The 26898-nt window shown below is 67.5% G+C and carries 29 protein-coding genes; 6 read left to right on the top strand and 23 right to left on the bottom strand.

Features of this window, described 5'->3' with window-relative positions:
• The first annotated feature begins 7 nt into the window (after positions 1 to 7).
• Entirely contained in the window at positions 8 to 442 is a 435-nt protein-coding gene (locus BM345_RS14850) for a PPC domain-containing DNA-binding protein (protein ID WP_254789739.1), read from the top strand.
• On the opposite strand, the gene BM345_RS14845 is transcribed toward BM345_RS14850, so the two are convergent.
• Positions 439 to 843, bottom strand: a complete 405-nt coding sequence (locus tag BM345_RS14845) for a hypothetical protein (protein WP_093380654.1) — start codon at positions 841 to 843, stop codon at positions 439 to 441. The genes BM345_RS14850 and BM345_RS14845 overlap by 4 nt on opposite strands.
• Before the next feature lie 229 nt (positions 844 to 1072).
• Positions 1073 to 1561 (bottom strand): MarR family winged helix-turn-helix transcriptional regulator, encoded by a 489-nt coding sequence (locus BM345_RS14840; RefSeq protein WP_093380653.1) that lies wholly within the window; start codon positions 1559 to 1561, stop codon positions 1073 to 1075.
• A gap of 132 nt (positions 1562 to 1693) precedes the next feature.
• Between BM345_RS14840 and BM345_RS14835 the strand changes: the two genes are divergently transcribed.
• Positions 1694 to 3475, top strand: a complete 1782-nt coding sequence (locus tag BM345_RS14835) for a tannase/feruloyl esterase family alpha/beta hydrolase (protein WP_093380651.1) — start codon at positions 1694 to 1696, stop codon at positions 3473 to 3475.
• Positions 3476 to 3512: 37 nt separating this feature from the next.
• Here the strand turns inward: BM345_RS14835 and BM345_RS14830 are convergent, their stop codons facing one another.
• Positions 3513 to 4355: an IclR family transcriptional regulator gene (locus BM345_RS14830; RefSeq protein WP_093380650.1), complete on the bottom strand. Its 843-nt coding sequence runs from the start codon at positions 4353 to 4355 to the stop codon at positions 3513 to 3515.
• A 128-nt stretch (positions 4356 to 4483) separates the two neighbouring features.
• Between BM345_RS14830 and BM345_RS14825 the strand changes: the two genes are divergently transcribed.
• The 4 genes from BM345_RS14825 to BM345_RS14810 all read left to right on the top strand — a co-directional run bounded on the left by BM345_RS14825 (position 4484) and on the right by BM345_RS14810 (position 7118).
• A complete protein-coding gene (locus tag BM345_RS14825; RefSeq protein ID WP_093380648.1) occupies positions 4484 to 5515 on the top strand; it encodes a TRAP transporter substrate-binding protein in 1032 nt (343 codons plus the stop codon).
• A 2-nt stretch (positions 5516 to 5517) separates the two neighbouring features.
• Complete coding sequence (locus BM345_RS14820; protein ID WP_093380647.1) at positions 5518 to 6201, top strand: hypothetical protein; 684 nt, start codon at positions 5518 to 5520, stop codon at positions 6199 to 6201.
• A 179-nt stretch (positions 6202 to 6380) separates the two neighbouring features.
• On the top strand, positions 6381 to 6572 hold the full coding sequence (locus BM345_RS14815; RefSeq protein ID WP_093380645.1) for a hypothetical protein: 192 nt from the start codon (positions 6381 to 6383) through the stop codon (positions 6570 to 6572).
• Between the two features lie 120 nt (positions 6573 to 6692).
• A complete protein-coding gene (locus BM345_RS14810) occupies positions 6693 to 7118 on the top strand; it encodes a low molecular weight protein-tyrosine-phosphatase (protein ID WP_093380643.1) in 426 nt (141 codons plus the stop codon).
• 33 nt (positions 7119 to 7151) lie between these two features.
• Here BM345_RS14810 and msrA read toward each other — a convergent pair whose 3' ends face one another.
• The 20 genes from msrA to BM345_RS14710 all read right to left on the bottom strand — a co-directional run bounded on the left by msrA (position 7152) and on the right by BM345_RS14710 (position 26893).
• Positions 7152 to 7664, bottom strand: a complete 513-nt coding sequence (msrA, locus tag BM345_RS14805; RefSeq protein ID WP_093380642.1) for a peptide-methionine (S)-S-oxide reductase MsrA — start codon at positions 7662 to 7664, stop codon at positions 7152 to 7154.
• Between the two features lie 30 nt (positions 7665 to 7694).
• Positions 7695 to 9131: a coniferyl aldehyde dehydrogenase gene (locus tag BM345_RS14800; protein WP_093380640.1), complete on the bottom strand. Its 1437-nt coding sequence runs from the start codon at positions 9129 to 9131 to the stop codon at positions 7695 to 7697.
• A gap of 129 nt (positions 9132 to 9260) precedes the next feature.
• The gene (locus BM345_RS14795) at positions 9261 to 9497 is read right to left on the bottom strand and encodes a hypothetical protein (RefSeq protein ID WP_093380639.1); all 237 of its coding nucleotides are present in this window, start codon (positions 9495 to 9497) and stop codon (positions 9261 to 9263) included.
• A 349-nt stretch (positions 9498 to 9846) separates the two neighbouring features.
• Positions 9847 to 10368: an ureidoglycolate lyase gene (locus BM345_RS14790; protein WP_093380637.1), complete on the bottom strand. Its 522-nt coding sequence runs from the start codon at positions 10366 to 10368 to the stop codon at positions 9847 to 9849.
• Positions 10369 to 10372: 4 nt separating this feature from the next.
• Positions 10373 to 11290, bottom strand: coding sequence for a MurR/RpiR family transcriptional regulator (locus tag BM345_RS14785; protein WP_093380636.1), 918 nt, complete (start codon positions 11288 to 11290; stop codon positions 10373 to 10375).
• Between the two features lie 19 nt (positions 11291 to 11309).
• Positions 11310 to 12725 (bottom strand): dihydropyrimidinase, encoded by a 1416-nt coding sequence (hydA, locus tag BM345_RS14780; RefSeq protein ID WP_093380634.1) that lies wholly within the window; start codon positions 12723 to 12725, stop codon positions 11310 to 11312.
• Positions 12722 to 13963, bottom strand: a complete 1242-nt coding sequence (locus BM345_RS14775; RefSeq protein ID WP_093380633.1) for a cysteine desulfurase-like protein — start codon at positions 13961 to 13963, stop codon at positions 12722 to 12724. The genes hydA and BM345_RS14775 overlap by 4 nt, the downstream gene beginning before the upstream one ends.
• Before the next feature lie 4 nt (positions 13964 to 13967).
• Positions 13968 to 14720 carry an amino acid ABC transporter ATP-binding protein gene (locus tag BM345_RS14770; RefSeq protein ID WP_093380631.1) on the bottom strand — a complete coding sequence of 251 codons (753 nt, stop codon included), beginning with the start codon at positions 14718 to 14720 and terminating at the stop codon, positions 13968 to 13970.
• A gap of 4 nt (positions 14721 to 14724) precedes the next feature.
• Positions 14725 to 15396, bottom strand: a complete 672-nt coding sequence (locus tag BM345_RS14765; protein WP_093380629.1) for an amino acid ABC transporter permease — start codon at positions 15394 to 15396, stop codon at positions 14725 to 14727.
• Between the two features lie 74 nt (positions 15397 to 15470).
• Positions 15471 to 16286: a transporter substrate-binding domain-containing protein gene (locus tag BM345_RS14760; protein WP_217653987.1), complete on the bottom strand. Its 816-nt coding sequence runs from the start codon at positions 16284 to 16286 to the stop codon at positions 15471 to 15473.
• A gap of 269 nt (positions 16287 to 16555) precedes the next feature.
• Positions 16556 to 18577, bottom strand: a complete 2022-nt coding sequence (locus tag BM345_RS14755) for an ABC-F family ATP-binding cassette domain-containing protein (RefSeq protein WP_093380627.1) — start codon at positions 18575 to 18577, stop codon at positions 16556 to 16558.
• A 132-nt stretch (positions 18578 to 18709) separates the two neighbouring features.
• Entirely contained in the window at positions 18710 to 19573 is an 864-nt protein-coding gene (gene prmB / locus BM345_RS14750; RefSeq protein WP_093380625.1) for a 50S ribosomal protein L3 N(5)-glutamine methyltransferase, read from the bottom strand.
• 61 nt (positions 19574 to 19634) lie between these two features.
• Positions 19635 to 20807: a succinyl-diaminopimelate desuccinylase gene (gene dapE / locus BM345_RS14745; RefSeq protein ID WP_093380623.1), complete on the bottom strand. Its 1173-nt coding sequence runs from the start codon at positions 20805 to 20807 to the stop codon at positions 19635 to 19637.
• Positions 20808 to 20812: 5 nt separating this feature from the next.
• Entirely contained in the window at positions 20813 to 21961 is a 1149-nt protein-coding gene (locus BM345_RS14740; protein ID WP_093380621.1) for a PilT/PilU family type 4a pilus ATPase, read from the bottom strand.
• Positions 21962 to 22048: 87 nt separating this feature from the next.
• A complete protein-coding gene (dapD, locus tag BM345_RS14735) occupies positions 22049 to 22882 on the bottom strand; it encodes a 2,3,4,5-tetrahydropyridine-2,6-dicarboxylate N-succinyltransferase (protein ID WP_093380619.1) in 834 nt (277 codons plus the stop codon).
• Positions 22883 to 22935: 53 nt separating this feature from the next.
• Positions 22936 to 24141, bottom strand: coding sequence for a succinyldiaminopimelate transaminase (gene dapC, locus BM345_RS14730; RefSeq protein WP_093380617.1), 1206 nt, complete (start codon positions 24139 to 24141; stop codon positions 22936 to 22938).
• Between the two features lie 45 nt (positions 24142 to 24186).
• Positions 24187 to 24672 carry a GNAT family N-acetyltransferase gene (locus BM345_RS14725; protein WP_093380615.1) on the bottom strand — a complete coding sequence of 162 codons (486 nt, stop codon included), beginning with the start codon at positions 24670 to 24672 and terminating at the stop codon, positions 24187 to 24189.
• Entirely contained in the window at positions 24665 to 24937 is a 273-nt protein-coding gene (locus BM345_RS14720; RefSeq protein ID WP_093380613.1) for a type II toxin-antitoxin system TacA family antitoxin, read from the bottom strand. Before BM345_RS14720 ends, BM345_RS14725 begins: the two co-directional genes overlap by 8 nt.
• 77 nt (positions 24938 to 25014) lie before the next feature.
• Complete coding sequence (locus tag BM345_RS14715; RefSeq protein ID WP_093380611.1) at positions 25015 to 25392, bottom strand: VOC family protein; 378 nt, start codon at positions 25390 to 25392, stop codon at positions 25015 to 25017.
• Positions 25393 to 25417: 25 nt separating this feature from the next.
• Positions 25418 to 26893: an SRPBCC family protein gene (locus tag BM345_RS14710; RefSeq protein ID WP_139237524.1), complete on the bottom strand. Its 1476-nt coding sequence runs from the start codon at positions 26891 to 26893 to the stop codon at positions 25418 to 25420.
• Positions 26894 to 26898 lie beyond the last annotated feature (5 nt).

The following is a 26898-nucleotide window of genomic DNA, read 5'->3' as shown; positions in this document are numbered from 1 at the left end:
TCGCGCCATGGCCGACAACGAAGTCCCGAGCGGCATGCCTGCCGCGTACCCCTTGCGCCTCTCGCCCGGAGACGACCTGCGCCGTGCGCTGGAGGAGGCGGCCGCCACGCACGGCTGGGAAGCGGCCTTCGTGATCGCGGGCATCGGCAGCCTGCGTCCTGCGGCGCTTCGCCATGCGGGCGCCGATGAGGCCACGCTGATCGACCGCGACCTGGAAGTGCTCACGCTGTCGGGCTCGCTGTCACCACGCGGCGCGCACCTGCACATGAGCATGGCAGACGAAGCCGGCCAGGTGCAGGGCGGCCATGTGGCCTACGGCTGCCGCGTGCGCACCACGGCCGAGGTGCTAGTGGCCGTGCTGCCCGGCTGGCGCTTCGGGCGCGCTCCGGATGCGCGCACGGGCTTCGATGAACTGGTGATCGAGCGGCCCGGCCCGGACTAGTTGTCGACGCTCATGGCCGGATGGAAGGTGGCCGAGGGGTATGGCGCGCAGCTGCAGTTTTGTGCCAGCACTTCGTTGGGATCTTCCTGCACGGAGAAGCGTTGGCCTTCGTTGGCGCGGCACCACTCGCATTCGGCCCCGGTGTCCATCAGCACCAAAGTCATCTCGGTGCAGAACTCGCGCATGCGCAGCGTGGCGTCGTGGCGGGCCTTCTGCAGCGTCGCGCTTCGGTGGAGTTCGTCCGCGAAGGTGGTCAGGGTGCGGCGCGGAGACAAGGGCGTACGCAGCAGTTCCGCGGCGCGGATGTTCAGCGAGGCATCCGCCGCGCCCTTGACGCGCACCCGGGCATCGTCCATCGGCTGACCGGGCAACTGGCCGAACTCCTGGATGTACTCGGACATCGCAGCTTCTCCACGGGGCGTGAGAACGCGCGAGCGCCGGATGGCCAGGGCGAGGTAGTGCGCAAGTGGCTGTTCTTCTGGCTCTGGGACTGCAGTGGGCGGTGCGACGGAAGGGGTTGCGTTGCCGAACAGGGAGCCGAAGAGTTTCATCATGGACACAAGGCGTCGTGTAGTGACTTCGTGTTACATGATGCCAGAGGATGGAGCGTTTGTCCTCGGCCGCGTTGGATCAGGTCTCGCGGCAGACCGCCAGCTTGTGCAGCAGCTCCACCAGGATCAGCCTCTCGCCCTTGCTGAGGCTGGCAAGGGTGCCTTGCTCGCCCTCCAGGATCGCCTCGGTCGACTTGCGCGCGAGGGCCGCGCCCTGCGCCGTGGCGCGCAGGTGCTGCGCGCGCCGGTCGGTGGCATGCGGAATCCGCTGCACCAGTCCGCGCTTCTCCAGGCGGTCGATCCAGGCGGCGATGTTGGGTGCGGTCACCGCCAGTGCCTTGGCCAGGCGCGTGGCGGACACGTCGGGGTTCTCGTGGATCAGGGCGAGCACGGTGTATTCGACCGGCCGCAGGTCGAAGGGCGCACCCACCTGCCGCGCGAACACCGCATTGGTGACGATGGTCGCCTGCGCCAGCTGGTAGCCCAGCACCATGTGCAGCGAGGCCTCGCTGAGCCGGCCCTTGGGCGTGATGTCGTCGTCGGTGGGCGTGCTGCGGCTCTTGGGCATGTGTGGATTGTCGTGCAGCGCATGTACTTCATTGAATGAATCAAATGGAAGCCATCGATCCAGTGTTAGCGCATTTACAGTAGTGGAAAACGATAAATAGTTATTTAATATAGTTAAGTAGATGATGCAGAGATGGTGCCGTTCAGATGCGCCAGAAGGAGACACCGATTGAAAGCCTCTGCATCCTTGGTCCTTGTTGCCGCGCTGCTTTCCGCCTGTGGTGGCGGCAGTGGCGGCGGTTCCGCCAGTACGCCGCCGCCGGCGTCCGGCGGGAGTCCTCCGGTGGACACCACGCCGCCGGCAGAAACGCTGCCGGTACTTGGCGCAGCCACTGGCGCGACCCTCGGTGACTGCGCGGCACTGGCCGGCTTCACCTTCGCCAACACCACCCTCACTGCCGCCACGCCGATCGCTGCCGGCACGCTGACGGTGGCGGGCAAGGCCGTGCCAGCGCACTGCCAGGTGAGGGGCTCGATGTACCAGCGCACCAGTGCCGTCGACGGCCAGAACTACGCGGTCGGCTTCGAGATGCGCCTTCCGCAGAACTGGAACGGCCGATTCTTCTACCAGGCGAATGGCGGCGTGGATGGCAGCGTCGCGACTGCCACGGGGCCGGTGGGCGGTGGCGGGCCGCTGAACAATGCACTCGCCATGGGCTTTGCCGTGATCAGCTCCGACGCCGGCCACTCGGCGCCGACGCCCTTCTTCGGCCTCGATCCGCAGGCGCGGCTGGACTATGGCTACCAGGCCGTGGCCAAGCTCACGCCCATGGCCAAGGCGCTGATCGCCTCGGCCTACGGCAAAGGCCCGGACCGTTCCTACTTCGGCGGATGCTCGAACGGTGGACGCCACACGATGGTGGCCATGTCACGCTATCCGGACGACTACGACGGCTTCCTGGTGGGAGACCCGGGCTTCCGGCTTCCGCTGGCCGCCGCGGCCAACATCGTGGGCGCGCAGAACTACAACGCCGTGGCGACGACGCCGGGCAGTCCGGGCACCGGCTTCACGCAGGCTGAGCGCACGCTGGTCTCGCAGGCCGTGCTGGCCAAATGCGATGCCCTGGACGGTGCTGCCGATGGCCTGGTGCAGGACGTGAGCGCCTGCCAGGCCGCGTTCAACCTGGACCGCGACGTTCCAACTTGCGCGACGTCTCGCGATGGCACCTGCCTGAGCGCGGACCAGAAGCAGCGAATCGGCCAACTGTTCGCGGGTGCGGTCGACGGCGGGGGCAGGAAGTTCTATTCCAGTTTCCCCTTCGACGCCGGCCTGGGCACCAACGGCTGGGCCGCTTGGAAGTTCAGCAACTCGCTCAACCTCGATTCGGGCGCAGTGGGCTTCATCTGGCAGGTGCCCCCGGAGGCGCAGGCAGGCTTCGTCGGCGCCACCTTCACCCTCACGGCCAACATCGACTCGATCCTCGCGAAGATCACGTCCACCAACGCGACCTACACCGAGAACTCGCTGTCCTTCATGACGCCGCCCAACCCCAGCGACCTCAGCCGCCTGAAGAAGCGCGGCGCCAAGGTCATGGCCTACCACGGCACCAGCGACCCGATCTTCTCCAGCGACGACACCAAGCGCTGGTACGAGGAACTGGCCGCGGCCAACGGGGGCAGCGCAAGCAACTTCGCGCGGTACTACCAGGTGCCCGGCATGAACCACTGCAGCGGCGGCCCCGCCACCGACCAGTTCGACATGCTCACGCCGCTGGTGAACTGGGTGGAGAAGGGTGTTGCCGCCGACTCGGTCGTGGCGACGGCGCGCGGTACGGGCAATGCCGCAGGTGCCAACACCGACGTCCCCGCGACCTGGGCGGCGGACCGCAGCCGGCCGCTGTGTGCCTACCCGAAGGTGGCGCGCTACAAGGGCAGCGGCAGCATCGAGCTGGCCGAGAACTTCGCCTGCCAGTAGCGGTGCAGTTCAGGGGCCGCATCGCGCGGCCTGCGCATCAAGCCCTGGCGCGCCGCGCGCTGCGCCGGGGCTTGTCCGTCACGTTGCCCCAGGTCCCCACGTTGGCGGACTTCAACAGGGGGGAGGCGTTGCCCGTCACCGCCAGTTCGTCGGCGGCCGCCAGGATCTGCGGGCCGAACTGCTGCATGCGCTGCAGCGTCAGCCGTGACGAGGGCCCCGCGATCACCAGCACGCCGGTGGCCGGCTCGCCGGCGCGCTGTATCGGCGCGGCCATGGAGCTCATGCCGGGGGCATAGGCCTCCTCGATGATGCTGAAGCGCCGCTTGCGGTGCTCCTCCAGCATCTTCAGGAGCGCCTTCACCGAGGTGGGCGCGTTGGGGCCGAAGTTGCGCGGGTGGCCGATGCCCTGGCGGCTCACGTAGGCGATCGCCACGTCTTCCGGCAAGGTCATGAGCCAGGCCTGGCCCGCCGCGCTGCACGACAGGCGCAGGTCGATGCCCATGTCGGGGTCGTACAGCAGGCCCGAGCGTGCGCCCTGCGCCTTGGCCACCAGCGTCAGGCGCTCGCCGTCCACGATGGCCAGGCGAACCAGTTCCTCCGTGGCCTGCGCCAGCCTGTGGATGACCGGCTGCGCGATGTCCACCACGCCCGACTTGCCCAGGAAGCTCAGGCCCATCGAGGCCATCTTGGTGGTGAGCGCGTAGTCGCCGCGCTGGGGCAACTGGCGCACGTAGCCGTAGCCGATCAACTCCTGCAACGTGCGGTGGCAGCCGCTGCGCAACTGGTTGAGGTCGGTGGCGATCTGGACCAGCGCTGCACCGTCCGGAAAGTCGACCAGGTACTCCAGGATCGCCAATGATTTTTCGAGAGCGCCACTCATAACCCGTTGTCTCGCCGTGTTCAAAAGTTGAAAGTTATCAAAAAGTTGAATGTCTTTCAACTTTAGGCCAGGATGCCGACCGCGCGACCTTCATCGGCCGCCTCGCCATCCACAATCGAAGGAGACACATGAGCACCATCCATCCGCTGCGCCGCGCGCTGGTCGCGGCCCTGGGCGCCGCCACCCTGCTGGGCATCACGCCGGCCGTTCACGCGCAGGACGTGAAGGAGCGCAACCTGCGCTTCGCCTTCAGCCTGGCCAAGGACCATCCGCTGGGCACCGGCGCGCAGAAGTTCGCCGACGCCGTGGCGAGCAAGAGCGGCGGCAAGATGAAGGTCACCCTGTTCCCCAACGCGGTGCTGGGCAGCGATCCGCAGAACCTGTCCGCGGTGCGCGGCGGCACGCTGGACTTCACGTCGATGGCGACCGGCCTGGTGGCTTCCATCGACAAGCAGTTCATGGTCTTCGACCTGCCTTTCCTGTTCAACAGCGCGCAGGAGGCTTATGCCATTGCAGACGGCCCGGTGGGCACGAAGATGCTGGGCGACCTGGCGAACAGCGGCGTCGTCGGCCTGGGCATCTGGGACCTCGGCTTCAGGCACATCACCAACAGCAAGCGGCCCATCACCAAGGCCGAGGACATCCAGGGCCTGAAGATCCGCGTGATCGCCTCGCCGATCTTCATCGACCTGTTCACCACCCTGGGCGCCAACCCGGTACCCATGACCTTCGGCGAGGTGTACGGTGCGCTGGAGTCGCGCGCCATCGACGGGCAGGACAACCCGGTGGCGGTGATCGAGTCGGCCAAGTTCGCCGAGGTGCAGAAGTACCTCTCGCTCACGCGCCACGTCTACACCGGCATGCCTTTCCTGATGAGCAAGAAGACCTGGGACGGCATGTCCGAGGCGGAGCGCCGGATCATCCGCGAGGCCGCTGACGAGGCGAAGGCCGAGGAGCGCAAGGCCACGCTGCAGAAGGAGACCGAATCGGTCGATGCGCTGAAGAAGAGCATGCAGGTCAACGAGGTGAGCGCGCCCGAAATCGCCCGCCTGCGCCAGAAGGTGCAGCCGGTCACCGACAAGTTCAGCCGCGAGGTGGGCGAGCCGGTGGTGCAGCAGGTATCGGCCGAACTCGCGCGCCTGCGTGCGGCGGCGAAGTAGGCATGGCGCTTCTTGGCAGGGCCGCTTTGGCCATGTGGTGGGACATGGCGCCCGAGGCGCGCGCCGACTTCGAGCACTGGCATGCGCACGAGCACTTCCCGGAGCGACTGGGCATTCCCGGCTTCCGCCGTGCCAGCCGCTGGACCGGCGCCGACGGTGGCGAGGGCGTGTTCGTGATGTACGAACTGGAAGACCATGCCGTGCTGGGCTCGCCCGCCTACCTGGCTCGGCTCAACGCGCCCACGCCCTGGTCGCAGCGCCTGATGCCGCATCACAGGAACATGGTGCGCAGCCAGTGCCGCGTGCTGGAGAGCCGCGGCGGCACGACGGCGCGACAGGCGCTGACCATTCGCTTGTCGCCCGCGGCGGGTCGTGCCGATGAATTGCGGGCCGCGTTGCGCTCGCTTGGGGAAGAAACGGCGATGCAGCCGGGCCTCGCAGGCTTGCACCTGCTGCGCCACGAGGCGCCGCCCATCGCGCCCACCGAAGAGCAGCGCATCCGCGGCCTGTCGGACCGCGTGGCCGACTGGGTGCTGGTGGCCTGCGGCTTCGACGCAGCGCAGCTGCAGGTGCTGTCCCGGTCCACGCTGGACGATGCGGCGCTGGTGGCGATGGGCGCGCAGCCCGGCATGTGGCGCGGCACCTACGCGCTGGCCTACGCGGCGGTGCCGGGCGACATGGCGTAGCTGCGTTGGCGGCGCCTTCCTGTGATGGTGCGGTGGTAACACCTGATATTTTGAATGTGCGCCAGGGAGGGCGAATGTTCCGTGTCGGCCAGGGCCGACGGCCGTTCGGGCCAAAGGACGCTACAGCTCGCGCGCTGCGGGCGCGAGCATGGGTTTCATTGCGACACCCAGGAGATAGCATGAGAACCCCCACGCCCAAAGGAAGCCCGCCCGACGGGCCGGTGAACGAAGAGCCGGAAATCACCCAGGAAGAGTCCGTGCCCAGCGACGGCCGCGACAAGGTTGGTGAAGAGATGATGAAGGACCTGGGCCGCAAGAAGGCGGAGCAGGACAAGGAGTCCGGCGAGCCGGGCGGCCCGGGTCCTTCGTGATCCGAGGCGAGGACTGGGCCCATCCGGAGCAGCGCCCAACCTCCGCCGCAAGCGCCGTGGCCAGGGAAAGCCGGGCCGTCGGAAATGCAGGCTCGCATGGGCTCTACACTGTGAGCCCTCATGCAGCGCATCCTCACCCTTTGCATCGGAAACATCTGCCGCAGCCCCCTGGCCCAGGTGCTTCTGGCGCGCGAGTTTCCGGAGAAGATGGTGTGGTCCGCAGGACTCGGCGCCCTGGTCGGCGAGCCGGCTGATCCGTTGTCGGTGGCGCTGGCAGCCGAGCAGGGCATGGACCTCAGCGCACACCGCGCCCAGCAGGTGAGCAGCCTGATGTGCCAGCACGCCGAACTGATCCTGGTGATGGAGCAGCACCAGCGAACCGAACTGGAGCGCCGCTACCCGCAGGTGCGTGGCAAGGTGTTCCGACTGGGGACGCAGGACGTTGCCGATCCCTTCCGCATGCCCCGCGCCGCCTTCGAGACGGCCTACGCGGACATCGCGCGCGGCGTGGCCGACTGGGCGGAGCGCATCCGGCAGCTGGCCTGAGCGCCGCTCGCCAGGGGCCGGGCGGGAGCGGAATCAGGCGACGGCGCGACGCGGCAGCGTCCAGTTCGGCCGCACCCAGTGGCAGGTGTAGCCCTCGGGGTAGCGCTGCAGGTAGTCCTGATGCTCCGGCTCGGCATTCCAGAAGGGGCCGGCAGGCTTCACTTCGGTCACCACCTTGCCCGGCCACAGGCCCGAGGCGTCCACGTCGGCGATGGTGTCCAGCGCAACCTGCCGCTGTTCCTCGCTGGTGTAGTAGATGCCCGAACGGTAGGAGGCGCCACGGTCGTTGCCCTGGCGGTCGCGCGTCGTGGGGTCGTGGATCTGGAAGAAGAATTCCAGCAGCTGGCGAAAGCTCAGCCGGGCGGGATCGAACACGATCTCGATCGCCTCGGCATGCGTGCCGTGGTTGCGGTAGGTGGCGTTGGCCACGTCGCCGCCGCTGTAGCCCACGCGGCTGCTCACCACGCCGGGGTGGTTGCGCAGCAATTCCTGCATGCCCCAGAAGCATCCGCCTGCAAGGATGGCCGTTTCGGTGGTGGTGCTCATGCTGCTGTTCTCCTGATGGGTGAGTTTCGTTCAACGGATGAGGAAGCCCAGCATCCGCTCGGCCAGCTTGCCGTAGGGCGGTGCCAGGAACTTCATCGCCGAGAAGCGCGCCTGGTAGAACACCGGCCGCAGCTTCGAGAAGGTGATGAAGCCTTCATGGCCGTGATAGTGCCCCATCCCCGATGCACCCACACCGCCAAAGGGCAGGTCGTGCTGGGCGACGTGGAAGAGCGCGTCGTTCACCGACACCCCGCCGGACATCACCCGGTCCAGCAGCATCTGCACCTGCTGGCGGTCATGGCTGAAGGGGTAGAAGGCCAGCGGCCGGTCGCCCGCGTTGATGGACTCGATGACCTGCTCCAGCGAGGTGTAGCCGCGCAGCGGGAGGATGGGCCCGAAGATCTCCCGGCGCATCAGCGCGCAGTCTTCCGGGGCGTTCAGCACGATGTGCGGTGCGATCTTTCGGCTGGCGCGGTCGAAGGGCTCGCCCGGAATCAGCTGGATCACCTGCGCGCCGCGCCCGCGCGCTTCATCCAGCGCGGCCAGCAGGCGCTCGAAGGAGTGCTCGTCGATGATCGAGGTGTAGTCCGGCGTGGCCAGGCTCGCGTAGCGCCTGGGCATGATCTCCCGCGCCAGCTCGACGAAGGCCTGCAGCTGCGACTGCGGCAGCCACGCATGGTCCACCGTCGTGCAGATCTGGCCGGCGTTCATGAACTTCACGAACAGGATGCGCTCGGCGGCGGTGCGCAGCGGAAAGCCGTCGCACACCAGCGCAGGCGCCTTGCCGCCCAGCTCCAGCGTCACCGGGCAGAGGTTCTGCGCCGCGGCGCTCATCACCGCGCGGCCGGTCTGGCCGGAGCCGGTGAAGAGCAGGTGGTCGAAGGGCAGTTTGGAGAACTCGATGCCCACACCGCCGGTCTCCTCGAAGAACTGCAGCTTCTCGGGCGGAAAGTAGCGCGGCATCTCGGCCATCAGCAGGCGGGTGAGGTTGCGCGAGTTCTCGCTCATCTTCACCATCGCGCGGTTGCCCGCCGCGAAGATGTAGGTGAGCGGCAGCAGGCTGAGGTTGAGCGGGAAGTTCCACGGGACGATCACGCCCACCACGCCCAGCGGCTGCGGGATCACCACGTTCTTCGCGCCCAGGAAGTTCTTGCGGTCCACGCCCCGGCGCTGCGGCTTCATCCACCGGCGCAGGTGGCGCACGGCATGCCCGATGCCGTCCTGCACGGGAAAGATCTCGGCCATCAGCGTCTCGTGCCGGGAGCGGTTGCCGTAGTCGGCGCTGATGGCAGCGCACAGCGCCTCCTTGTGCTCGCGCACGAAGCGCTGCAGGGTGCGCAGGTCGCGCCTGCGCTCGGCCATGTCGGGCACCGGGCGGGCCATGTAGGCGGCGCGCTGCAAGGCGAGGGCGTCGGCCAGCCGGGTTGCGGCGCTCAGCCGGTCGACTTCCTGCGGGTTGGATTGCATGTGTCGCTCCTGCGAAGGCCGGATGTTCGTGGAGGGGATTGTGGGCCGATCCGCGCCTGCAAGGGCGGAGGCCGGTGCCGGCGAATCAAGACAGGATGGGGCCGCTCCGCCGACCCCGGCCCGACAAGGTCAAGCGATGCTCTTGTCGCCTTCGGCGTCGTTCCGGTCCGACGCGGTGCTGACAGCGGCGCTCATCATGGCGATGGCCCCGGCGCGAAGCAGTTCCTGGCGCAGGGCCGCCTCGAGTTGCACTCGGGCGGAGTCCGGCCGGTCATGGTCGTATTCCTCGTCGAGTTCGCAATGCAGGTAATAGTCGACCCGTCTCATGAGCCGCTCTATGGACGCTGCAATGTCCGCTTCGTTCATTCCGCTCCTCCATCGCTTCGAACCGTTGCGCTCGGGAGATGGCGCCAAGTCGTGCGCATGTTCTCTCCGCCCATCATCAGGATTCTCCAAAAACTATGGCTTTATACAGTCGCATACAGTGCCGCAATGACCTGAACAGGGCTGCTTTTTCATAAGTTGCAGACTTGCAACGACTCATGTTAAGCGGCTCAGGGCGAACCCTGAGGCACCGTCTCGGAAACGTGACTCGGCGGTGGTGGTTTACCCAATGAAACCCGGACCGTTCAAGCGCGGGCAGCTTTCTTGTCGGCGCGATGTTGCTTGGCGGCTGCGCGGCGCTGCTGTGCTGCCCTTGAATGGCTGCACCACACTAGCCGACCCAGGCTGCTTGCGCGCCGAGCGGGTGCTCGTCGCAATTGAGGTCGCCCGGCGCGCCGCCGCGGTCGACCACCAGGAAGTCGCTCGGCGCGTCGAGCGCGATCAGCGGATGGTGCCATGTGCCGCGCGCGTAATTCACGCCCTGGCCGGGCTCCGCGCGAAAGCAGCGCATCGCGGCAAGATCGGGCCCATCGCGATCAGGATTGGCCGGCGCCACCACCACCAGGTAGGCACGCGGCGACAGCGGCATGAAGGCCTGGCTGCCCAGCGGATGCCGTTCGAGCAACCGCAGTTGCATCGGCAGCGTACGCGGCAGGGCCTGGAAGATGCTGACGATGGCGCGGCCACCCTCGGTGTTGACATCGACCCGGGCAAGGTCGTGGAAGCGTTCCGCAAAACCGCTGTTGATGGGGAAATGGCGCGCCGTGGGGCTGGCTTCGATGACGTCGCCGAACGGGCGAAAAGCCTCGGCTGTGAGCGCCGCGATGGGCAAGCTGGAGCGGTGCCTGGCCATGGTGTCAGCAATCGACTTCGTGCAGGTCCGCCGACGGCAGGGCGGCTGCGCGCCCGTTTGGCGTGCGGCCCTTGCGCTTCTGGCGTTTGCTGAACGCCAGGCCGACGGCAAGCGTCTGCGCCAGCGACATGGCCGAGGTCAGTGACCGGAAGCCGAGCAGCTTGGCGTCGTCGACCTCCAGCACCAGGTCGGCGTTGCGCGCCACCGGGCTCAGGACGGCATCGGTGATGGCCAGGCGCCGGGCGCCGCCGGCGCGCACCTGTTCGCACACCTGGAGCGTGTCGGCCGCGTACGGCGGGAAGCTGACGGCGATCAACAGGTCATCAGCGCTCACCGTGCTGGCCTGTTCGGCGATGGCGCCGCCGATGCCGGTGATTTGCACCGCAGGGCGGCCCACGCGGTTCAGCGCATAGGCGAGGTAGGCGGCCACCGCATACGAGCGTCGCAGGCCCAGCACATGCACGATGCGGGCATTCTCGATGAGCGTGATCGCTTGCCGCAGCGGCAGGCTTGCGGCGTTGTCCTGCAGGTGTTCGAGCGACACGATGTTGGCGCGGCTGAACGCACGCAGCACCTCGGCCGGGTCGTCCGGCCGGTCCAGCGGCTGCTCGCCACCGAAGTGCCGGATGCGCTCGCGAAAGGTTGGCTTGGCCGCATACTGCAGGGGTTCGCGCAGCAGACGCTGCAGTTCTGAGTACCCTCCGAAACCCAGTGCCTTGGCCATGCGGATGAACGCGGCCGGCGCGATCTGCGCGATCTCGGCCACGGTAGCGACCGGGTTCAGGGCGATGTCGTTCGGGTGTTCGATGGTGTAGCGCGCTGCGTCGCGCATGCGCGGGGTGAGGCGTTCGCTTTCGCGGCCAATCAGTTCGCGCAGGCCAGCAAGATCGGTGGGCAGGGAAGGGGCGCTCGCAGCACTCATAAGCGCCGATTGTCGCGTGTCAGAACGCCCGAACCTGCCCGCGCGGCACGAAGCGGCCCATGCCCTCGCGGCCCAGCCATTGCGCGCCGTCCACGATCAGCTGGCCGCGCAGGAACACCTTCTCCACCTTGCCGCGCAGGTGGTGGCCCTCGAGCAGCGTGTAGTCGCAGTTGCCGTGCAGTTCGTGGGCATGGACGGTCTGGCTCGCCGCCGGGTCGAAGAGCACCACGTCGGCATCGCTGCCCACCGCGATCGTGCCTTTCTTCGGGAACAGGCCGAACAACTTGGCCGGTGTGGTGGCGGTGAGCTCGACGAACCGGTTCAGCGACAGCTTGCCCTGCATGACGCCGATGTCGAACAGGCTGACCAGGCGAGTCTCGATGCCGGGTGCACCATTCGGAATCAGCGAGAAATCATCCTTGCCGCGCATCTTCTGCATGCGGTAGCCGAGGTGGCCTTCCTTCATGCAGAAGGGGCAGTGGTCGGTGGCGATCACCTGCAGGTCGTCGAAGCGCAGCGCGCGCCACAGGTGCTTCTGGTCGTCCGGTGTGCGCAGCGGCGGCGTCATCACGTACTTGGCGATCGCCACGTCGTCGCTGCTGTAGACCGAATCGTCGAACAGCAGGTAATGCGGGCAGGTCTCGGCGAACACCGGGATGCCTTCGGCGCGTGCGGTGACGATGTGCTTGAGCGCCTCGTTGCTGGACACGTGCACGAAGTAGATCGGCGCCTCGGCGAGTTCGGCCAGGCGGATGCCCCGGTGCGTCGCTTCGCCCTCCATGATGGCCGGGCGCGTCATGGCGTGATAGCGCGGCGAGGTGTGGCCGGCGTCCAGTGCCTCCTTGATGAGCAGGTCGATGACCGTGCCGTTCTCGGCGTGCAGCGCCACCATGCCGCCGTCGGCACCCACCTGGCGCAGCATGCGGAAGATGGCGGCGTCGTCGGCCATCATCACGCCCGGGTAGGCCATGAACATCTTGAAGCTGGTCACGCCCTCGTGAAGCATGGCGTGGCGCACGTCCTTGAGCACCTGGTCGTCCACACGCGTGATGATCACGTGGACGCTGTAGTCAACCGCCACCTGCGATTCCGCGCTGCGTTGGGCGCGCGCGATGGCGCCCAGCGGGGAATCCAGCTCGGTCTGCAGCGCGAAGTCGACGATGGTGGTGGTGCCGCCGAAGGCGGCGGCGCGCGTGCCGCTGGCGAAGGTGTCGCAGGTGATGGTCGGGCCGATCACGTTTTCCAGGTGGACATGGGTGTCCACGCCGCCGGGCAGCACGTAGAGCCCGGTGGCGTCGACCACGGCCACGTCTTCGCCGACCTCGATGCCGCGGCCGATGGTGTGGAACACGCCATCGCGCATCAGCACGTCGGCCACGTAGTCGTCCGTGGCCGTGATGACGCGCCCGTTGCGGATCAGGGTGTCGGTGGTCATGGAATGGCTTCGTCCAGGTGCGTGACGAGGCGGTCGATTTCTTCCGGCGTGTTGTAGTGCGCCATCGACACCCGCACCACGCCGCCTTGCGGCTGCAGTCCGAGACGGTCGACCAGCCGCTTCGCGTAGAAATCGCCGAAGCGGATGCCGATTTGGAAGCGGTCCGTGTGGCGCACGATGGATTCGGACTGCACGCCAGCCACCGTGAAGCTCACGGTGGGGACGCGGCCACCGTGCAACGCGCTGTCCATGCCGATGATGCGCACCGACTTCCTTTCGCGCAGGTACGCGAGCAGGCGTTCGCAGAGCATGTCCTCATGCCGCTCGAAAGCGTCGAATGCGGTCTGCATCCTGCAGCGCGCGCTGCCGGTGCCGCCCAAGCGGGTGCCCACGTCGATCAGGTAGTCGCTGATGCCCATGCAACCGTACGAGAGCTCGTAGTTCACGTTGCCCGGCTGCAGCTTGTAGGGCAGCACCTCGGGGCCGATGAAATAGTGGTTCAGGCTGGGCAGCGACAGCAGCAGTTCGCGCTTGCCCCACAACACCGCGTAGTGCGGGCCGAACACCTTGTAGAAGCTGTAGGCGTAGAGATCGGCGCCGCTGGCCTGCACGTCGACCAGCCGATGCGGCGCGTAGGCCACGGCGTCGACACAGAGCCGGCCGCCGACGGCGTGCACCCGCTCGGCGACCTGTGCCACCGGGTTCACCGTGCCCAGGATGTTGGAGGCGTGCGTCATCGCCACCCACTTCGTGCGCGGCGTGAGCAAGGTGTCCAGCGTGGCCAGGTCGAGTTGCAGGGTTTCGGTGTCGACTTCCCAGACCTTCAACACTGCGCCCGCGGAGGCCAAGCGCATCCAGCCGCCGATGTTGCTTTCATGGTCGGTGTTGGTGACGATGATCTCGTCGCCGGGTTGCACGGTGGGCAGGATGGCGCTGGTGAGCTGGAACATCAGCGAGGTGGTCGAGCTGCCCATCACGACCTCGTCGTCGAACGGGGCGTTGATGAGTTCCGCCACCGAGCGGCGTGCGGCCAGCACCTTGCTGCCGGCGTCCTGCGACTGGGCATAACTGGCGCCGAGTTGCACGGCGCTGGTGAGCAGGTAGTCGCGCACCCGGTCGGCCACGCGGCGCAACACCTGCGAGCCGCCGGCGTTGTCGAGAAAAGCCACCTCGTCGTTGAGTGCGGGAAACTCGGCGCGGATGTGCGCCAGGTCGAGCTTGGGGTTTGCGGTCTGCATGGCTTCAGTGCTGATGGATGGCCTGCAGGAAGGCACGGGTGCGTTCCTCGCGAGGCGCAGTGAAAAAGGCTTCCGGCGGCGCCTGTTCGATCACGCGGCCGCCCTCCATGAAGATCACGCGGTCGGCAACGCGGCGCGCGAAGCCCATTTCATGGGTGACGATGACCATGGTGACACCGGTGCGCGCGAGTTTCTGCATCACGTCGAGCACCTCGCCGACCATCTCCGGGTCGAGCGCCGATGTCGGTTCGTCGAACAGCAGCACCTTGGGCTCCATGGCCAACGCGCGCGCGATGGCCACGCGCTGCTGCTGTCCGCCCGACAACTGACCGGGCAATTTGTGGGCGTGCTGCGCCAGTCCGACCTTGTCGAGCAGGGCCCGCGCGCAGGCCTCTGCCTGGCGCCGGGACAGGTGGCGGACCCGCATCGGCCCGAGCGCCACGTTGTCCAACGCCGTGAGGTGCGGAAACAGGTTGAAGCTCTGGAACACCATGCCGACCTCGGCCCGGATCCTGGCCAGGCCGCGGCCGCGGACGACCTTGTTGCCTTCGAGCAGCACCTCGCCGCGCTGGTACTCCTCGAGCAGGTTGATGCAGCGGATCAGCGTGGACTTGCCCGAGCCCGAAGGCCCGATCACCACCACCACCTCGCCGACGCGGATGTCCAGGTCGATGCCGTGCAGCGCCTCGAAAGCGCCGTAGAACTTGTGCAGGCCGCGGATGCGGATCTGTGCGGAAGTTTCGGTGGTGGTCAACATGTCTTCACCGTACCGCGGCGCGATGCCGCCCTTCGAAGAAGCCGACGAGCCGCACCAGCGGCAACAGCAGCAACAGATAGAGAAACGCGGCGCCGATCAGCGGCGTGGGATTGGCGGCCAGGGCCTGCGCCTGTGTCGCCTGCTTCAGGAGGTCGGGCATGGCCACCACCGAGGCCAGCGCCGTGTCTTTCAGCACATTGATGCAATTGCTCGTGAGCGGCGGAACCACGATGCGCAGCGCCTGGGGCAGCACCACGTCACGCATGCGGTTGAAGAAGCCCAGGCCGATGGCGTCTGCGGCCTCGAACTGGCCGCGGGGTATGGCTTCGATGCCGGCGCGCAGGATCTCGGCCGTATAGGCACACGACACCAGCGACAGCGCCGTGGCTGCCGCCGCGAAGGAGGTGAGCCGGATGCCGACGAAGGGCAGGGCGTAGTACACCAGCACCAGCAGCACCAGCAGCGGGATCGAACGGAACACGTCGATGTACACACGCGCCAGCGCGGCCAGCCAGCGCGCCGCATAAAGCCGCACCAACGCCATGAAGAGGCCGCCTGCGAAGCCCAGCGAGATGCTGACCGCGCCAAGCACGATGGTGATCCACAGGCCCTCCAGCAGCATGGGCAGGGCACCCCGCAACACCGGCCAATTGAAGAACGTGTCGAGCAGATTCATCGCGGGGCGCAGTCTCTATCGGGTGGGATCGGTGGGGTCGGCGGGGCCTGTGTTGGCGGGGCTGGAAAATTCGCTCAAAGCTTGGGCACGTCCATCACCTTCACGCTCGACGATGTGTCGGGCGGCACCGAACCGAACCACTTCTTGTGGGTGGCCGAGACGAAGCCTTCCTTCTTCAGCGCGCTCAGGATGTCGTTGACCTTGGCGGCGTCGGGAAAGTTCTTGGCGTACATGAAGGAGTAGCGCTCGTTGGTCGGAATGCGCGCGGCAATGCGGTATTGCGGCTTGTCCTTGATGTAGTACTCCACGGCCGGGATGTCGCTGATGTAGCCGTCGATGCGGCCCGCGGCCAGGTCGAGCATCGCCGGCGCCAGGCCCTCGTAGCGCGTGATCCTGGCGATCTTCAGCCTGGCGGTGTTCTCGGTGGCGTAGATGTCGCCGGTGGAAGCCGTGTCCACACCCACCGTCTTCCCCGACAAGTCTTCGAGCTTGTCGATCTTGCTGGTCTTGAGCACCGACAGCGACTGGTCGCTGTCGTAGTAGGGTTGTGCGAAGGCGAGCGACTCGAGGCGCTTGGGAGTGATGGTGATGCTGGACACGGCCATCTGGATCCGGCCCGACTGCACCGCCGGAAACAAGCCATTGAACGGGATGTTCTCGATCTCCACCGTCTTGCCGGCACGCTTGGCAACTTCGTTAACCAGGTCGATTTCGAAGCCGACGAACTTGCCGGAAGCGTCCTGGAATTCCCAGGGCACGTTGCCGATGTTGGCGCCCACGGTCCAGTCGGCGGCAAGGGCGGGCACAGCGGTGGCGGCGAGCGCGACGACGGCGCCGCTCACCGTGGCGGCCGACATCGCAATGCGCGCGGCGATTGTCTTGAGATACATGCGTGGTGCTCCTGGTGGACGGATGGATTCCCGCAGCGGCCTGGATGGCCGATGCAGCCACGCAAGATAGCAATATGAATCAAATAAATCAATAAATGACAAAAATGAATCATTTGATCCAAAGCGGTGCGCGTGTGGACGCCGCACGCACTCAATTGGCGCTGCAGACGCACCAGTTGCGTCGGTGAGCGAACTCCAGGAAGGGTGGTGGCCGAACCGCGGACGGCCCGGCAATGCCGCAGGGCAGGTTTGCCCGGAGTGCGGTGCCCTCAGGCGCCGATGGCTTCCAGCTCGTCCGTCAGGCGCAGCCAGCGTTCTTCCAGTTCGGCGATCTCGTCGGTGAGTGCTTTCAGCCGTTTGCCGGCCTCGGCGATCTCGGCGGGTGGCATGGGCTGTGCCATCCGGGCTTCGAGCGCGTCGCGCTCGGTGCTGGCGGCTGAGAGGCGGGTCTCGGCCTTGGTCAGTTCGCGCTTGATGGGCTTTTGCCGCTCCAGGCGCTGCTGGCGGTCCTGCGCGTCTTGCTGGCGCTGCTCACGGGAAGAGGCGGGAGCAGGGGCAGGTGCTGCAGCTGCCAGGGCGGCGGCTGCGGCTTGTGCCTGCGCCTGGGCGTGCGCATCGGCGGCGCGGCCGGCTTCCTTGGCCAGCTCGCGCTGGCGCTTGGCTTCGTCCAGCAGGTAGCGCTGGTAGTCGTCCAGGTCGCCGTCGAAATCGGCGACCTTGCCGCGGCCCACCAGCCAGAACTCGTCGCACACCGAGCGCAGCAGCGCGCGGTCGTGGCTCACCAGCATCAGCGTGCCTTCGAACTCGTTCAGCGCCACCGCCAGCGCCTCGCGCGTCGCCAGGTCCAGGTGGTTGGTCGGCTCGTCCAGCAGCAGCAGGTTGGGGCGCTGCCAGACCATCATGGCCAGCACCAGGCGCGCCTTCTCGCCGCCGCTCATGGTGCCCACGGCCTGCTTGACCATGTCGCCGCTGAAGTTGAAGCTGCCCAGGAAGCCGCGCAGGTCCTGCTCGGTGCTGCGCTCGCGCGAGCCCGCGCCCAGCTCGCGCGCCAGGCGGACCATGTGCTCCAGCGGGCTGCTGGCCGGATGCAGCACGTCCAGTTCCTGCTGCGCGAAGTAGCCGATGCTCAGGCCCTTGCCCTCGGTGACCGTGCCGGCCAGCGCGCCCATCTCGCGGGCGATGGTCTTCACGAAAGTGGACTTGCCCTGGCCGTTGGCGCCCAGGATGCCGATGCGCTGGCCCGCCAGCACCGAGCGGCTGACGCCGGTCAGGATCACCTTGGGCGGCGCGTCTTCCTGCACGTAGCCGAAGGCCGCGTCGCTGATGGACAGCATCGGGTTGGGGATGTTGTTCGGCTCCTTGAACTCGAAGGTGAAGTCGGCCTCGGCCAGTAGCGGCGCGACCTTCTCCATGCGCTCCAGGGCCTTGACCCGGCTTTGCGCCTGCTTGGCCTTGCTGGCCTTGGCCTTGAAGCGGTCGATGAACTTCTGCAGGTGCGCGATCTTCTCCTGCTGGCGCGAGAACGCGACCTGCTGCTGCTCCATCTGCAGCGCGCGCATTTCCTCGAACTTGCTGTAGTTGCCGCCGTAGCGCACCAGGTTGGCCTGGTCGATGTGCAGCGTGACGTCGGTCACCGCGTCCAGGAACTCGCGGTCGTGGCTGATGACGATCATGGTGCCGGCATAGCGCTGCAGCCAGGCTTCCAGCCAGACCAGCGCGTCCAGGTCCAGGTGGTTGGTGGGCTCGTCCAGCAGCAGCAGGTCGCTGGGGCACATGAGGGCGCGGGCCAGCTGCAGGCGCATGCGCCAGCCGCCGGAGAAGCTGTTCACCGGCTCGTCCAGCTCGGCCACCTTGAAGCCCAGCCCCAGGATAAGCGCCTGCGCCCGCGGCACGGCGTCGTGCTCGCCGGCGTCGGCCAGGTCCGTGTAGGCGTGGGCGAGCTCCATGCCGATGTCGTGGTCGTCGGGGTCTGCGGCGTGCTTCTGTTCGAGATCGGCCAGCACCTGTCGAACTTCGGCCAGGCGGGTGTCACCACCCACCACGAACTCCGTCGCGGACTCATCCGTCTCGGGCATGTTCTGAGCCACCTGGGCCAGGCGCCACTGTTTCGGCACGGAAAAGTCGCCGCCATCCTCGTGCAGCGTGCCGTTGAACAGGGCGAACAGGGTGGACTTGCCGGCGCCGTTGCGCCCCACCAGGCCGACCTTCTCGCCGGGGTTGATGGTGACGCTGGCGCCGTTGAGCAGGACCTTGCTGCTGCGGCGCAGGACGACGTTCTTGAGGGTGATCATGTAATGCGTTCGCTCCCGCGCCTACCGGTGGCGTCGGGGAGCAGTCGTGTTCAGGTTGCACGGGTCGGCCGATGAGGGGCCGGGCCGGTGCGGTTTATCGTGTGGATGGCGCGGTGCTTTTCCGCCCGTGCGCTAGGCCAGATTGTCTCGCGTCAGCAAAAGGACCTGGTCCTCGCCGGCGCTGGTGGCCAGCCAGACCACCTCAAGGTGCGGGAAAGCGGCCTCGAAATGCTCGCGCTCGTTGCCGATTTCCAGCACCAGGACGCCATTTTCGCTCAGACAGGAAGGCGCGTCCGCCAAAAGGCCTCGGATGAAGTCCATGCCGTCCGTTCCACCGGCCAGCGCCAGCTCGGGCTCCGCCCGGTATTCGGCGGGCAACTCGCTCATGCTGTGCGCGTTCACGTAGGGCGGATTGCACAGGATCAGGTCGTAGGGCCCGCGCACGCTGGCCAGGCCGTCCGAGTGCAGCAGCGTGACGCGCTTGTCCAGCTGGTGGCGCGTGACGTTGATGGCGGCCACTTCCAATGCCGTGGTCGACAGGTCGGCTGCGTCCACCTTCACGTCCGGATAGGCCATGGCCGCGAGCACCGCCAGGCTGCCGTTGCCGGTGCACAGGTCCAGCACGCGCTTCGTGTGGTCGCCCAGCCAGGGGTCGATGGTGCCCTCGGCCAGAAGCTCGGCAACGAAGCTGCGCGGCACGATGGCGCGCTCGTCCACGTAGAAGGGCACGCCCTGCAGCCAGGCCTCGCGGGTAAGGTAGGCCGCCGGCATGCGGGTGTCGATGCGCTCCTGCAGCAGGGCGCCCACGCGCTGCGCGTCGGCAGGGGAGACCTCGCGCTCGGCCACCGAGTCCATGTCGTCCAGCGGGAGTTTCAGGCGCCACAGCACCAGCCAGGCGGCTTCGTCGAAGGCGTTGGTGGTGCCGTGGCCGAAAGCCACGTCGGCCTCGTCCAGCAGCTTGGCACCGGCCTCGATCAGCTCGATGACGGTGCTCATCGGCGCACCTCCGTGCTTCGCACTGCGGTGCGAACTTGCTTGGGTCGGCTCGGCGCGGCGCTCATGCTGCCCTCAGGGCGTCCAGCGCGACGATGGCGCGCCGGTAGATGTTCTTGAGCGTGTCGATGTCGGCCACCGCGATGTGCTCGTCGATCTTGTGGATGCTGGCGTTGACCGGGCCAAGCTCCACCACTTGCTCGCAGACCTTGGCGATGAAGCGCGCGTCGCTGGTGCCGCCGCTGGTGGACAGCTCGGTCTCGATGCCGGTTTCGTCGCGAATCGCCTGCTGCGCAGCCGCCACCAGTTCGCCGGCCGGCGTGAGGAAGGGCAGGCCGCCCACGGTCCAGTTCAGCTCGTAGTCGAGCTGGTGCTTGTCCAGCACGGCATGCACGCGCTTTTGTAGCGATTCGGGCGTGGATTCGGTCGAGAAGCGGAAATTGAAGTCCACCACCGCGTTACCCGGGATCACGTTGCTGGCGCCGGTGCCCGCGTGGAAGTTGCTCACCTGCCAGCTGGTCGGCTGGAAGTGCGCGTTGCCCGAGTCCCAGGCACCCGCGTCGTTGATGGCCACCAGTTCGGCCAGCGCCGGCGCCAGGGTGTGCACCGGGTTGCGCGCCAGGTGCGGGTAGGCGATGTGGCCCTGGATGCCCTTGACAGTGAGGTGCCCGCTCATGGTGCCGCGGCGGCCGTTCTTGATCATGTCGCCGGTGCGCTCCACCGCGGTGGGCTCGCCCACGATGCAGTAGTGCAGCTTCTCGCCCCGGTCGCGCAACTGGTTGCAGACGATGACGGTACCGTCCACGCCCGGGCCTTCCTCGTCGCTGGTGAGCAGCAGGGCGAGGTTCAGCCGGGGATCGGGGTTGGCATCCAGGAATTCCTCGATGGCCACCACGAAGGCGGCCAGCGAGGTCTTCATGTCGCAGGCGCCGCGGCCGTAGAGCTTGCCCTCGCGGTGCGTGGGCGTGAAGGGCGGGCTGGTCCACTGCTCCAGCGGGCCTGTGGGCACCACGTCGGTGTGGCCGGCGAAGACCAGCGTGCGCGCCTGCGGCTGCCTGCTGCGTCGCATCGCCCAGAGATTGGTCACCCGGAAGCTGTCGGGGCCGCTTTCGATGGTCTCGAGCTCGAAGCCCAGGCGCGCGAGCCGCTCGCCGAGCAACTGCTGGCAGCCCCCGTCTTCAGGAGTGACCGAGGGGCGGGAGATCAGTTGTTCGGCAAGGAGCAGCGTGCGGGACATTCGGGTCAGAACTTCACGTCGAGCGTGATGTCGGTGAAAGTGGGCTCTTCAACCTGGTCCAGCAGGGCCCGGTCTTCGCGCTTGTCGGAAGGCGCCTGGCGGTTCTGCAGGCGCCACATCAGGTTGGTGGGCGAGTCGGCGTTGGCTAGGCCTTCGGCGCGGTCCACCTGGCCCTCGATGATCAGCCGGGCGATGTCTTCCTCGAAGGTCTGCGAGCCCTCGGCCATGGACTGCTCCATGGCTTCCTTCACGGCGGAGAAGTCGCCCTTCTCGATCAGGTCGGCCACCAGCTGCGTGTTGAGCATGATCTCGATGGCGGGCACGCGCGCACCGGCGGGCGTGCGCAGCAGGCGCTGCGAGACGATGGCGCGCATGGCCGAGGCCAGGTCGCCCAGCAGGGTGGAGCGCACTTCCACCGGGTAGAAGCTCAGGATCCGGTTGAGCGCGCGGTAGCTGTTGTTGGCATGCAGCGTGGCCACGCACAGGTGGCCCGACTGCGCATACGCAATGGCCGCATCCATGGTCTCGCGGTCGCGGATTTCGCCGATCTGGATCACGTCGGGCGCCTGGCGCAGCGCGTTCTTCAGTGCCAGCTGCAGCGACTGGGTGTCGCTGCCGATGTCGCGCTGGTTCACCAGCGACTTCTTGTTGGTGTAGGTGAACTCGATCGGCTCTTCCACCGTGAGGATGTGGCCGCTGGCGTTCTCGTTGCGGTAGTCGATCATCGAGGCCAGCGTGGTGGTCTTGCCGGCGCCGGTGGCGCCCACCATCAGGATCAGCCCGCGCTTTTCCATGATGAGGGTCTTGAGGATCTGCGGCAGGTTCAGCGAATCGAAGGCCGGGATGTCCGAGGGAATGTGACGCACCACCACCGCGTAGCTGCCGCGCTGGCGCATGGCGCTCACGCGGTAGTTGCCGGCGCCTTCCAGCGCCACGGCGGTGTTGAGCTCGCCGGTGCGCTTGAGCTCCTCGATGCGGCTGGCGGGGAGGACTTCGGCGAGCAGCGCGACGGGCGCCTCTGGCGGCAGCAGCTGCGCATTGATCGGCAGGCACTGGCCGTTGATGCGGATCTGCGCCGGCGCATGCGCCGACAGGTAGATGTCCGAAGCCTTGCGGTCGGCCATCAGGCGAAGAATGCGCTCCATGGTGCTCATCGGTTTCTCCTCGTCGTTGTCGTCGTCAGCGTTGTCGTCGTTCCCAAGATCCGCGGCCCGGCCCCTCCGCCGGGCTGCGGACGCCGATCAGTCGCGCAGCAGGTCGTTCAGGCTGGTCTTCGAGCGGGTCTGCGCGTCCACCGTCTTCACGATGATCGCGGCGTAGGTGCTGTAGTCCTGGCCCGACTTGGTCTTCTTGGGCAGGTTGCCGCTGATGACCACGCTGCCCGCCGGCACGCGGCCGAAGACGGTCTCGCCGGTGTCGCGGTTGAAGATCGGGGTGCTCTGGCCGATGTACACGCCCATGCCCAGCACCGAGTTCTCTTCGATGACCACGCCCTCGACCACCTCGGAGCGGGCGCCGATAAAGCAGTTGTCCTCGATGATGGTGGGGCCGGCTTGCAGCGGCTCCAGCACGCCGCCGATGCCAACGCCGCCCGACAGGTGCACGTTGGCGCCGATCTGCGCGCACGAGCCCACGGTGGCCCAGGTGTCGACCATGGTGCCTTCGCCCACGTAGGCGCCGATGTTCACGTACGAGGGCATCAGGATCGCGCCCTTGGCGATGTAGCTGCCGCGGCGGGCCACGGCCGGCGGCACGATGCGCACGCCCGCGTCCTTCAGCTCACTGGCCGACAGATGCGAGAACTTGGTGGGCACCTTGTCGTAGAAGCCCAGCGAGCCGGCCTGCATCTGCTCGTTGTCCTTCAGGCGGAAGGACAGCAGCACGGCCTTCTTGATCCACTGGTGCACGGTCCACTTGCCGACGGCTTCGCGGGTGGCCACGCGCAGCTTGCCGTTGTTGAGCTCGGCGATGACGTGGTCGACGGCGTCGCGCACTTCCTTGGAGGCGGCGGTGGCCGAGATGTTGGCGCGGTCTTCCCACGCGGCGTCGATGGTTTGCTGGAGTTGCTGGGTCATTCTGGAATGCTCTGGTTGGTATCTGGAGGCAGGGCGGCGTCGGCTGGAGGTGGCTAGCGGCCCTTGTTGACGAATTCGACGATGCGGTGTGCAGCCGCCACGCATTCGGCGGTGTCGGCCACCAGGGCCATCCGGATGCGTCCGCGGCCGGGGTTGTGGCCTTGCGCGTCGCGTGCCAGGTAGGAGCCCGGCAGCACCGTCACATTGTATTGAGCGTAGAGCTCGCGGGCGAAGGCGGTGTCGTCGCCTTGCCACGCCGCGGGAACCCCGGCCCATAGGTAGAAGCTGGCATCGGGCAGGCGCACGTCCAGCACCTTGTCCAGCAAAGGTGTTACCGCGGCGAACTTGGCGCGGTACTGCGCGCGGTTGTCCACCACGTGCGATTCGTCGCCCCAGGCGGCGATGCTGGCCGCGGACACGGCACCGCTCATGGCGCTGCCGTGGTAGGTGCGGTAGAGCAGGAAGGACTTGATGATGGCCGCATCGCCCGCCACGAAGCCGCTGCGAAGGCCGGGCACGTTGCTGCGCTTGGACAGCGAGGTGAGGGCGATCAGGTTGCGGTAGTCGCGCCGGCCCAGCCGCGCGGCCGCTTCCAGGCCGCCCAGGGGTGCCTCGTCCCGGAAATAGATCTCGCTGTAGCACTCGTCCGAGGCGATGACGAAGCCGTGCTTGTCCGAGAGGGCGAAGAGCTTGCGCCACTCGTCCAGCTGCATCACCGCGCCGGTGGGGTTGCCGGGCGAGCAGACGAAGACCAGCTGCGTGCGCGCCCAGACCTCGGCCGGCACGCTGTCCCAGTCGACCGCGAAGTTGCGCTCGGGCACGCTGGGCACGTAGTAGGGCTCGGCGCCGGCCAGCAGCGCGGCACCCTCGTAGATTTGATAGAAGGGGTTGGGCGAGAGCACCACCGGCGCCGCCGACTTGCTCGTGTCGACCACCGTTTGCGCCAGGGCGAATAGGGCCTCGCGCGAGCCGTTGACCGGCAGCACCTGGGTGGCCGGGTCCAGTTCCAGTTGGTAGCGCGTCTTGAGCCAGGACGTGAAGGACTGGCGCAGCTTCAGGTCGCCGGCGGTGGCGGGGTACACGGCCAGGGCACCGAGGCCAGCGGTCAGGGCGTCCTTGATGAAGCCCGGTGTCGCGTGCCTGGGCTCTCCGATGCCCAGGCTGATGGGGGCATGGGCGGGATCCGGCGTGACGCCGGCGAACAGTTGCTTCAGCCGCTCGAAGGGGTAGGGCTGGAGCTTTGAAAGCAAGGGGTTCATGGGGTGATTATCGGACGAGCAGGCCGATCGGCCGACGTGCTTCCCTCACTTGCCAAGCGGCAGGTACAGGGTCAAGGGGTTGCCGGCGAACGCGCTGAATCCGTAACGTTCGTAGAACAGCTTTGCCTGCTCGTCCTTGGCATCCACTAGCAAGGCGTAGGCAGCCACCTGTTCCCTGGCCTTGAGGCAGCGGTCGACCGCAAGGCCGACCAGCAGGCTACCGATGCCCTTGCCGCGCTGGTCTGTACGGCAGGCCAGCCGTCCCATGCGAAAGCAGGGCACGGGGTAGCGGGGCAATCGCTTGCGATCGCGCTCGTCGAGCTCCTGCGCATCGACTTCCGCCGCGCTCAGCGTGTAGTAGCCCAGGATCAGCCTGGGGGCCTCGGAGTCGGCCAGCACGTAGACCGATGTGATTCCTCGGCGCCGATGCTGGTCGGCGAAGCGGCTCAGGTACTCGTCGAGGGCCGGGACGCCGCAGTCGAATCCGTTCCGGTCGTGGAGGTTGGGATCCAGCGGCAAGTCCTCAAGCACGCCTGACCTTCTTCCGGGCCTGGGTCAGGGCGTTCTGCAGTGCAGGATTCGGCTGGAAGGCGGTATCGAGCGCAGCGGCAAAGGCGGCGAAGTCCTTCCGGGACAGGGTCACGCGCGATTCGCGCTCGAGCATCTGCTGCGCCTTTTCCTTGGCGGCCGCGCGCACGAACGCCGCCATGGTCGTGCCCATGAGGGACGCGGCCTTGGCAATGACGTCCTTCTCTTCGGCGTCCATCTTGAGATCGAAGCGGGCAGCGGCTGTCATCGGTGTTCCTTCCTGTCCAATACGGCATTTTACCGTATTGGAGCGCTCAGGTCAGATTGCCGCCGCTGTACCGGGGCTCACAGCGTCTCGGAAGGATCGAAATCCAGTTCCACCTTCGCACCCGACGGGTCGTGGCAGAACAACTGCCAGGTTCCCGCGCCGACCTGCTGGCGCAGGTCGTACTTCGTCCCGCTCGCATCGAAGCGCGCCTTCACCGCCTTAAGGTCCTTGGCCGTGAAGGCCATGTGGTCGATCACCCCCGACCGCCCCGGCGGCACGGGCCGCTCGAAGTACATGTGCAGCACCGCCTGCGGCCCGCCTGCATAGAGCCAGGCACCCGGAAAGCCAAGGTCGGGCCGAGGCCCCTCGGTGAGGCCCAGCAGGCCGCAGTAGAAGTCCAGCGTCTTCTGCCGGTCCTCGGCGATGACGGTGAAGTGGTTCATGCCGACGATCATCGGAACTGCTCCTTGAATGAGATGACTACGCGACCAGCACCAGGGCCCCGGTGCGCTCGCGCGATTCCAGTCTTCCATGCGCCTGCGCGGCGGCGTCGAGCGAGAAGCGCTCGATGGGCGGCACACGGATCGTGCCTTCGGCCAGCGCGGCCCAGAGGCGGTCGGCCCGCTCGGCCAGCTTCGCCGGCGTGGCCACGTAGTCGAACACCACCGGCCGCGAGAAGCTCAGCGACTTGCCCAGCAGCGCATCGGGCTCGATGGGCGGCAGCGCCCCGCTGGCCTGGCCCAGGCTGATCCAGTGGCCGCAGCGCGCCAGGGCGGCCAGGTTCTCCTCGCGCGCCGCCGCGCCCAGGCCGTCGACCACCACGTCGGCGCCGCCGCAGGCGCGCTGCACCGCATCGGCAAAGCGGTAGTCGCGCGTCACGATCACCTGGTCGCAGCCGTGCTCGCGCGCCAGCCTGGCCTTAGCCTCGCTGGACACGGTTCCCAGCACCGTGGCGCCCAGCCGCTTCGCCCACGCGCAAAGCAGCAGGCCGACGCCACCGGCCGCCGCATGCACCAGCAGGCGTGTGCCGCGGCCGACGTGGCCCAGGTCGCGCAGCAGGTAGTCGGCGGTGATGCCCTTGAGCAGCAGGGCCGCCGCAACTTCGTCGTCCACCTCGGGCGGCAGGCGCACCACCCAGTCGGCGGGCACGCTGCGCACGCTGCAGTAGGCGCCCGGTGACGGCCCCAGGTAGGCGACGCGATCACCCGACAGAAACGCACCTGCGCCCGGGCCGGTGTCGAGCACGCTCCCCGCCGCTTCCATGCCCGGCACGCCCGGCTGCGCCGCCGAGACAGGCAGCATCTGCGGCACCCAGCCGCGCCGCAGGTACACGTCGATGTAGTTCAGGCCGATGGCGCGCTGGCGGATGCGCACCTCGCCCTCGCGCGGCGCAGGCGCCTGCGCGTCCTCGGCCACCAGTTCGCCCGCATCGCCGTAGCGGCGCAGGGCCACGCGGCGCGAGGGCAGGGGCAGGGCGGTGGGCATGGGCGCACTGCCGGCAGGGCGCAGGTCGGCGCCTTGCCGCAGATGCCGGCGCAAGGCCTCGAAGCCCGCTTCGTACACGCCCTGCGACACCATGTCGCGCAACTCCGCCTCGCGGCCCGGCGGGGTGGAGAAGGTCGATTCCCAATGCCAGAAGGTGCGCTGCCCGTCGGTCACCGGCTTGAGCGTGACCGTGGCCACGTAGCGCTGCAGCGGCACGGTCGCCTCGACGATGCAATAGGTGCTGCGGTGGTCGCGGTCCGACAGGGTCAGCAGCTGCTCGCGGATGTGGTTGCCGTCCTTGAGCGTGAAGCTGCGCACGCAGCCCACCTGGTCGCTGCGCTCGTTGCCCTCGATGTGGCTGGCCTCGATGGCCGGGTGCCATTGATCGTGGCTGTTGAAGTCGCGCAGCACCGCCCACACGCGCTCGATGGGCGCGTCGATGACGGTGGAGCGGACCACGCGCTGCAGCATGGCGG

It is taken from the genome of Variovorax sp. OV329 (assembly GCF_900114785.1).
GTDB lineage: Bacteria > Pseudomonadota > Gammaproteobacteria > Burkholderiales > Burkholderiaceae_C > Variovorax.
This window is presented reverse-complemented; position numbering and strand designations above follow the sequence as displayed.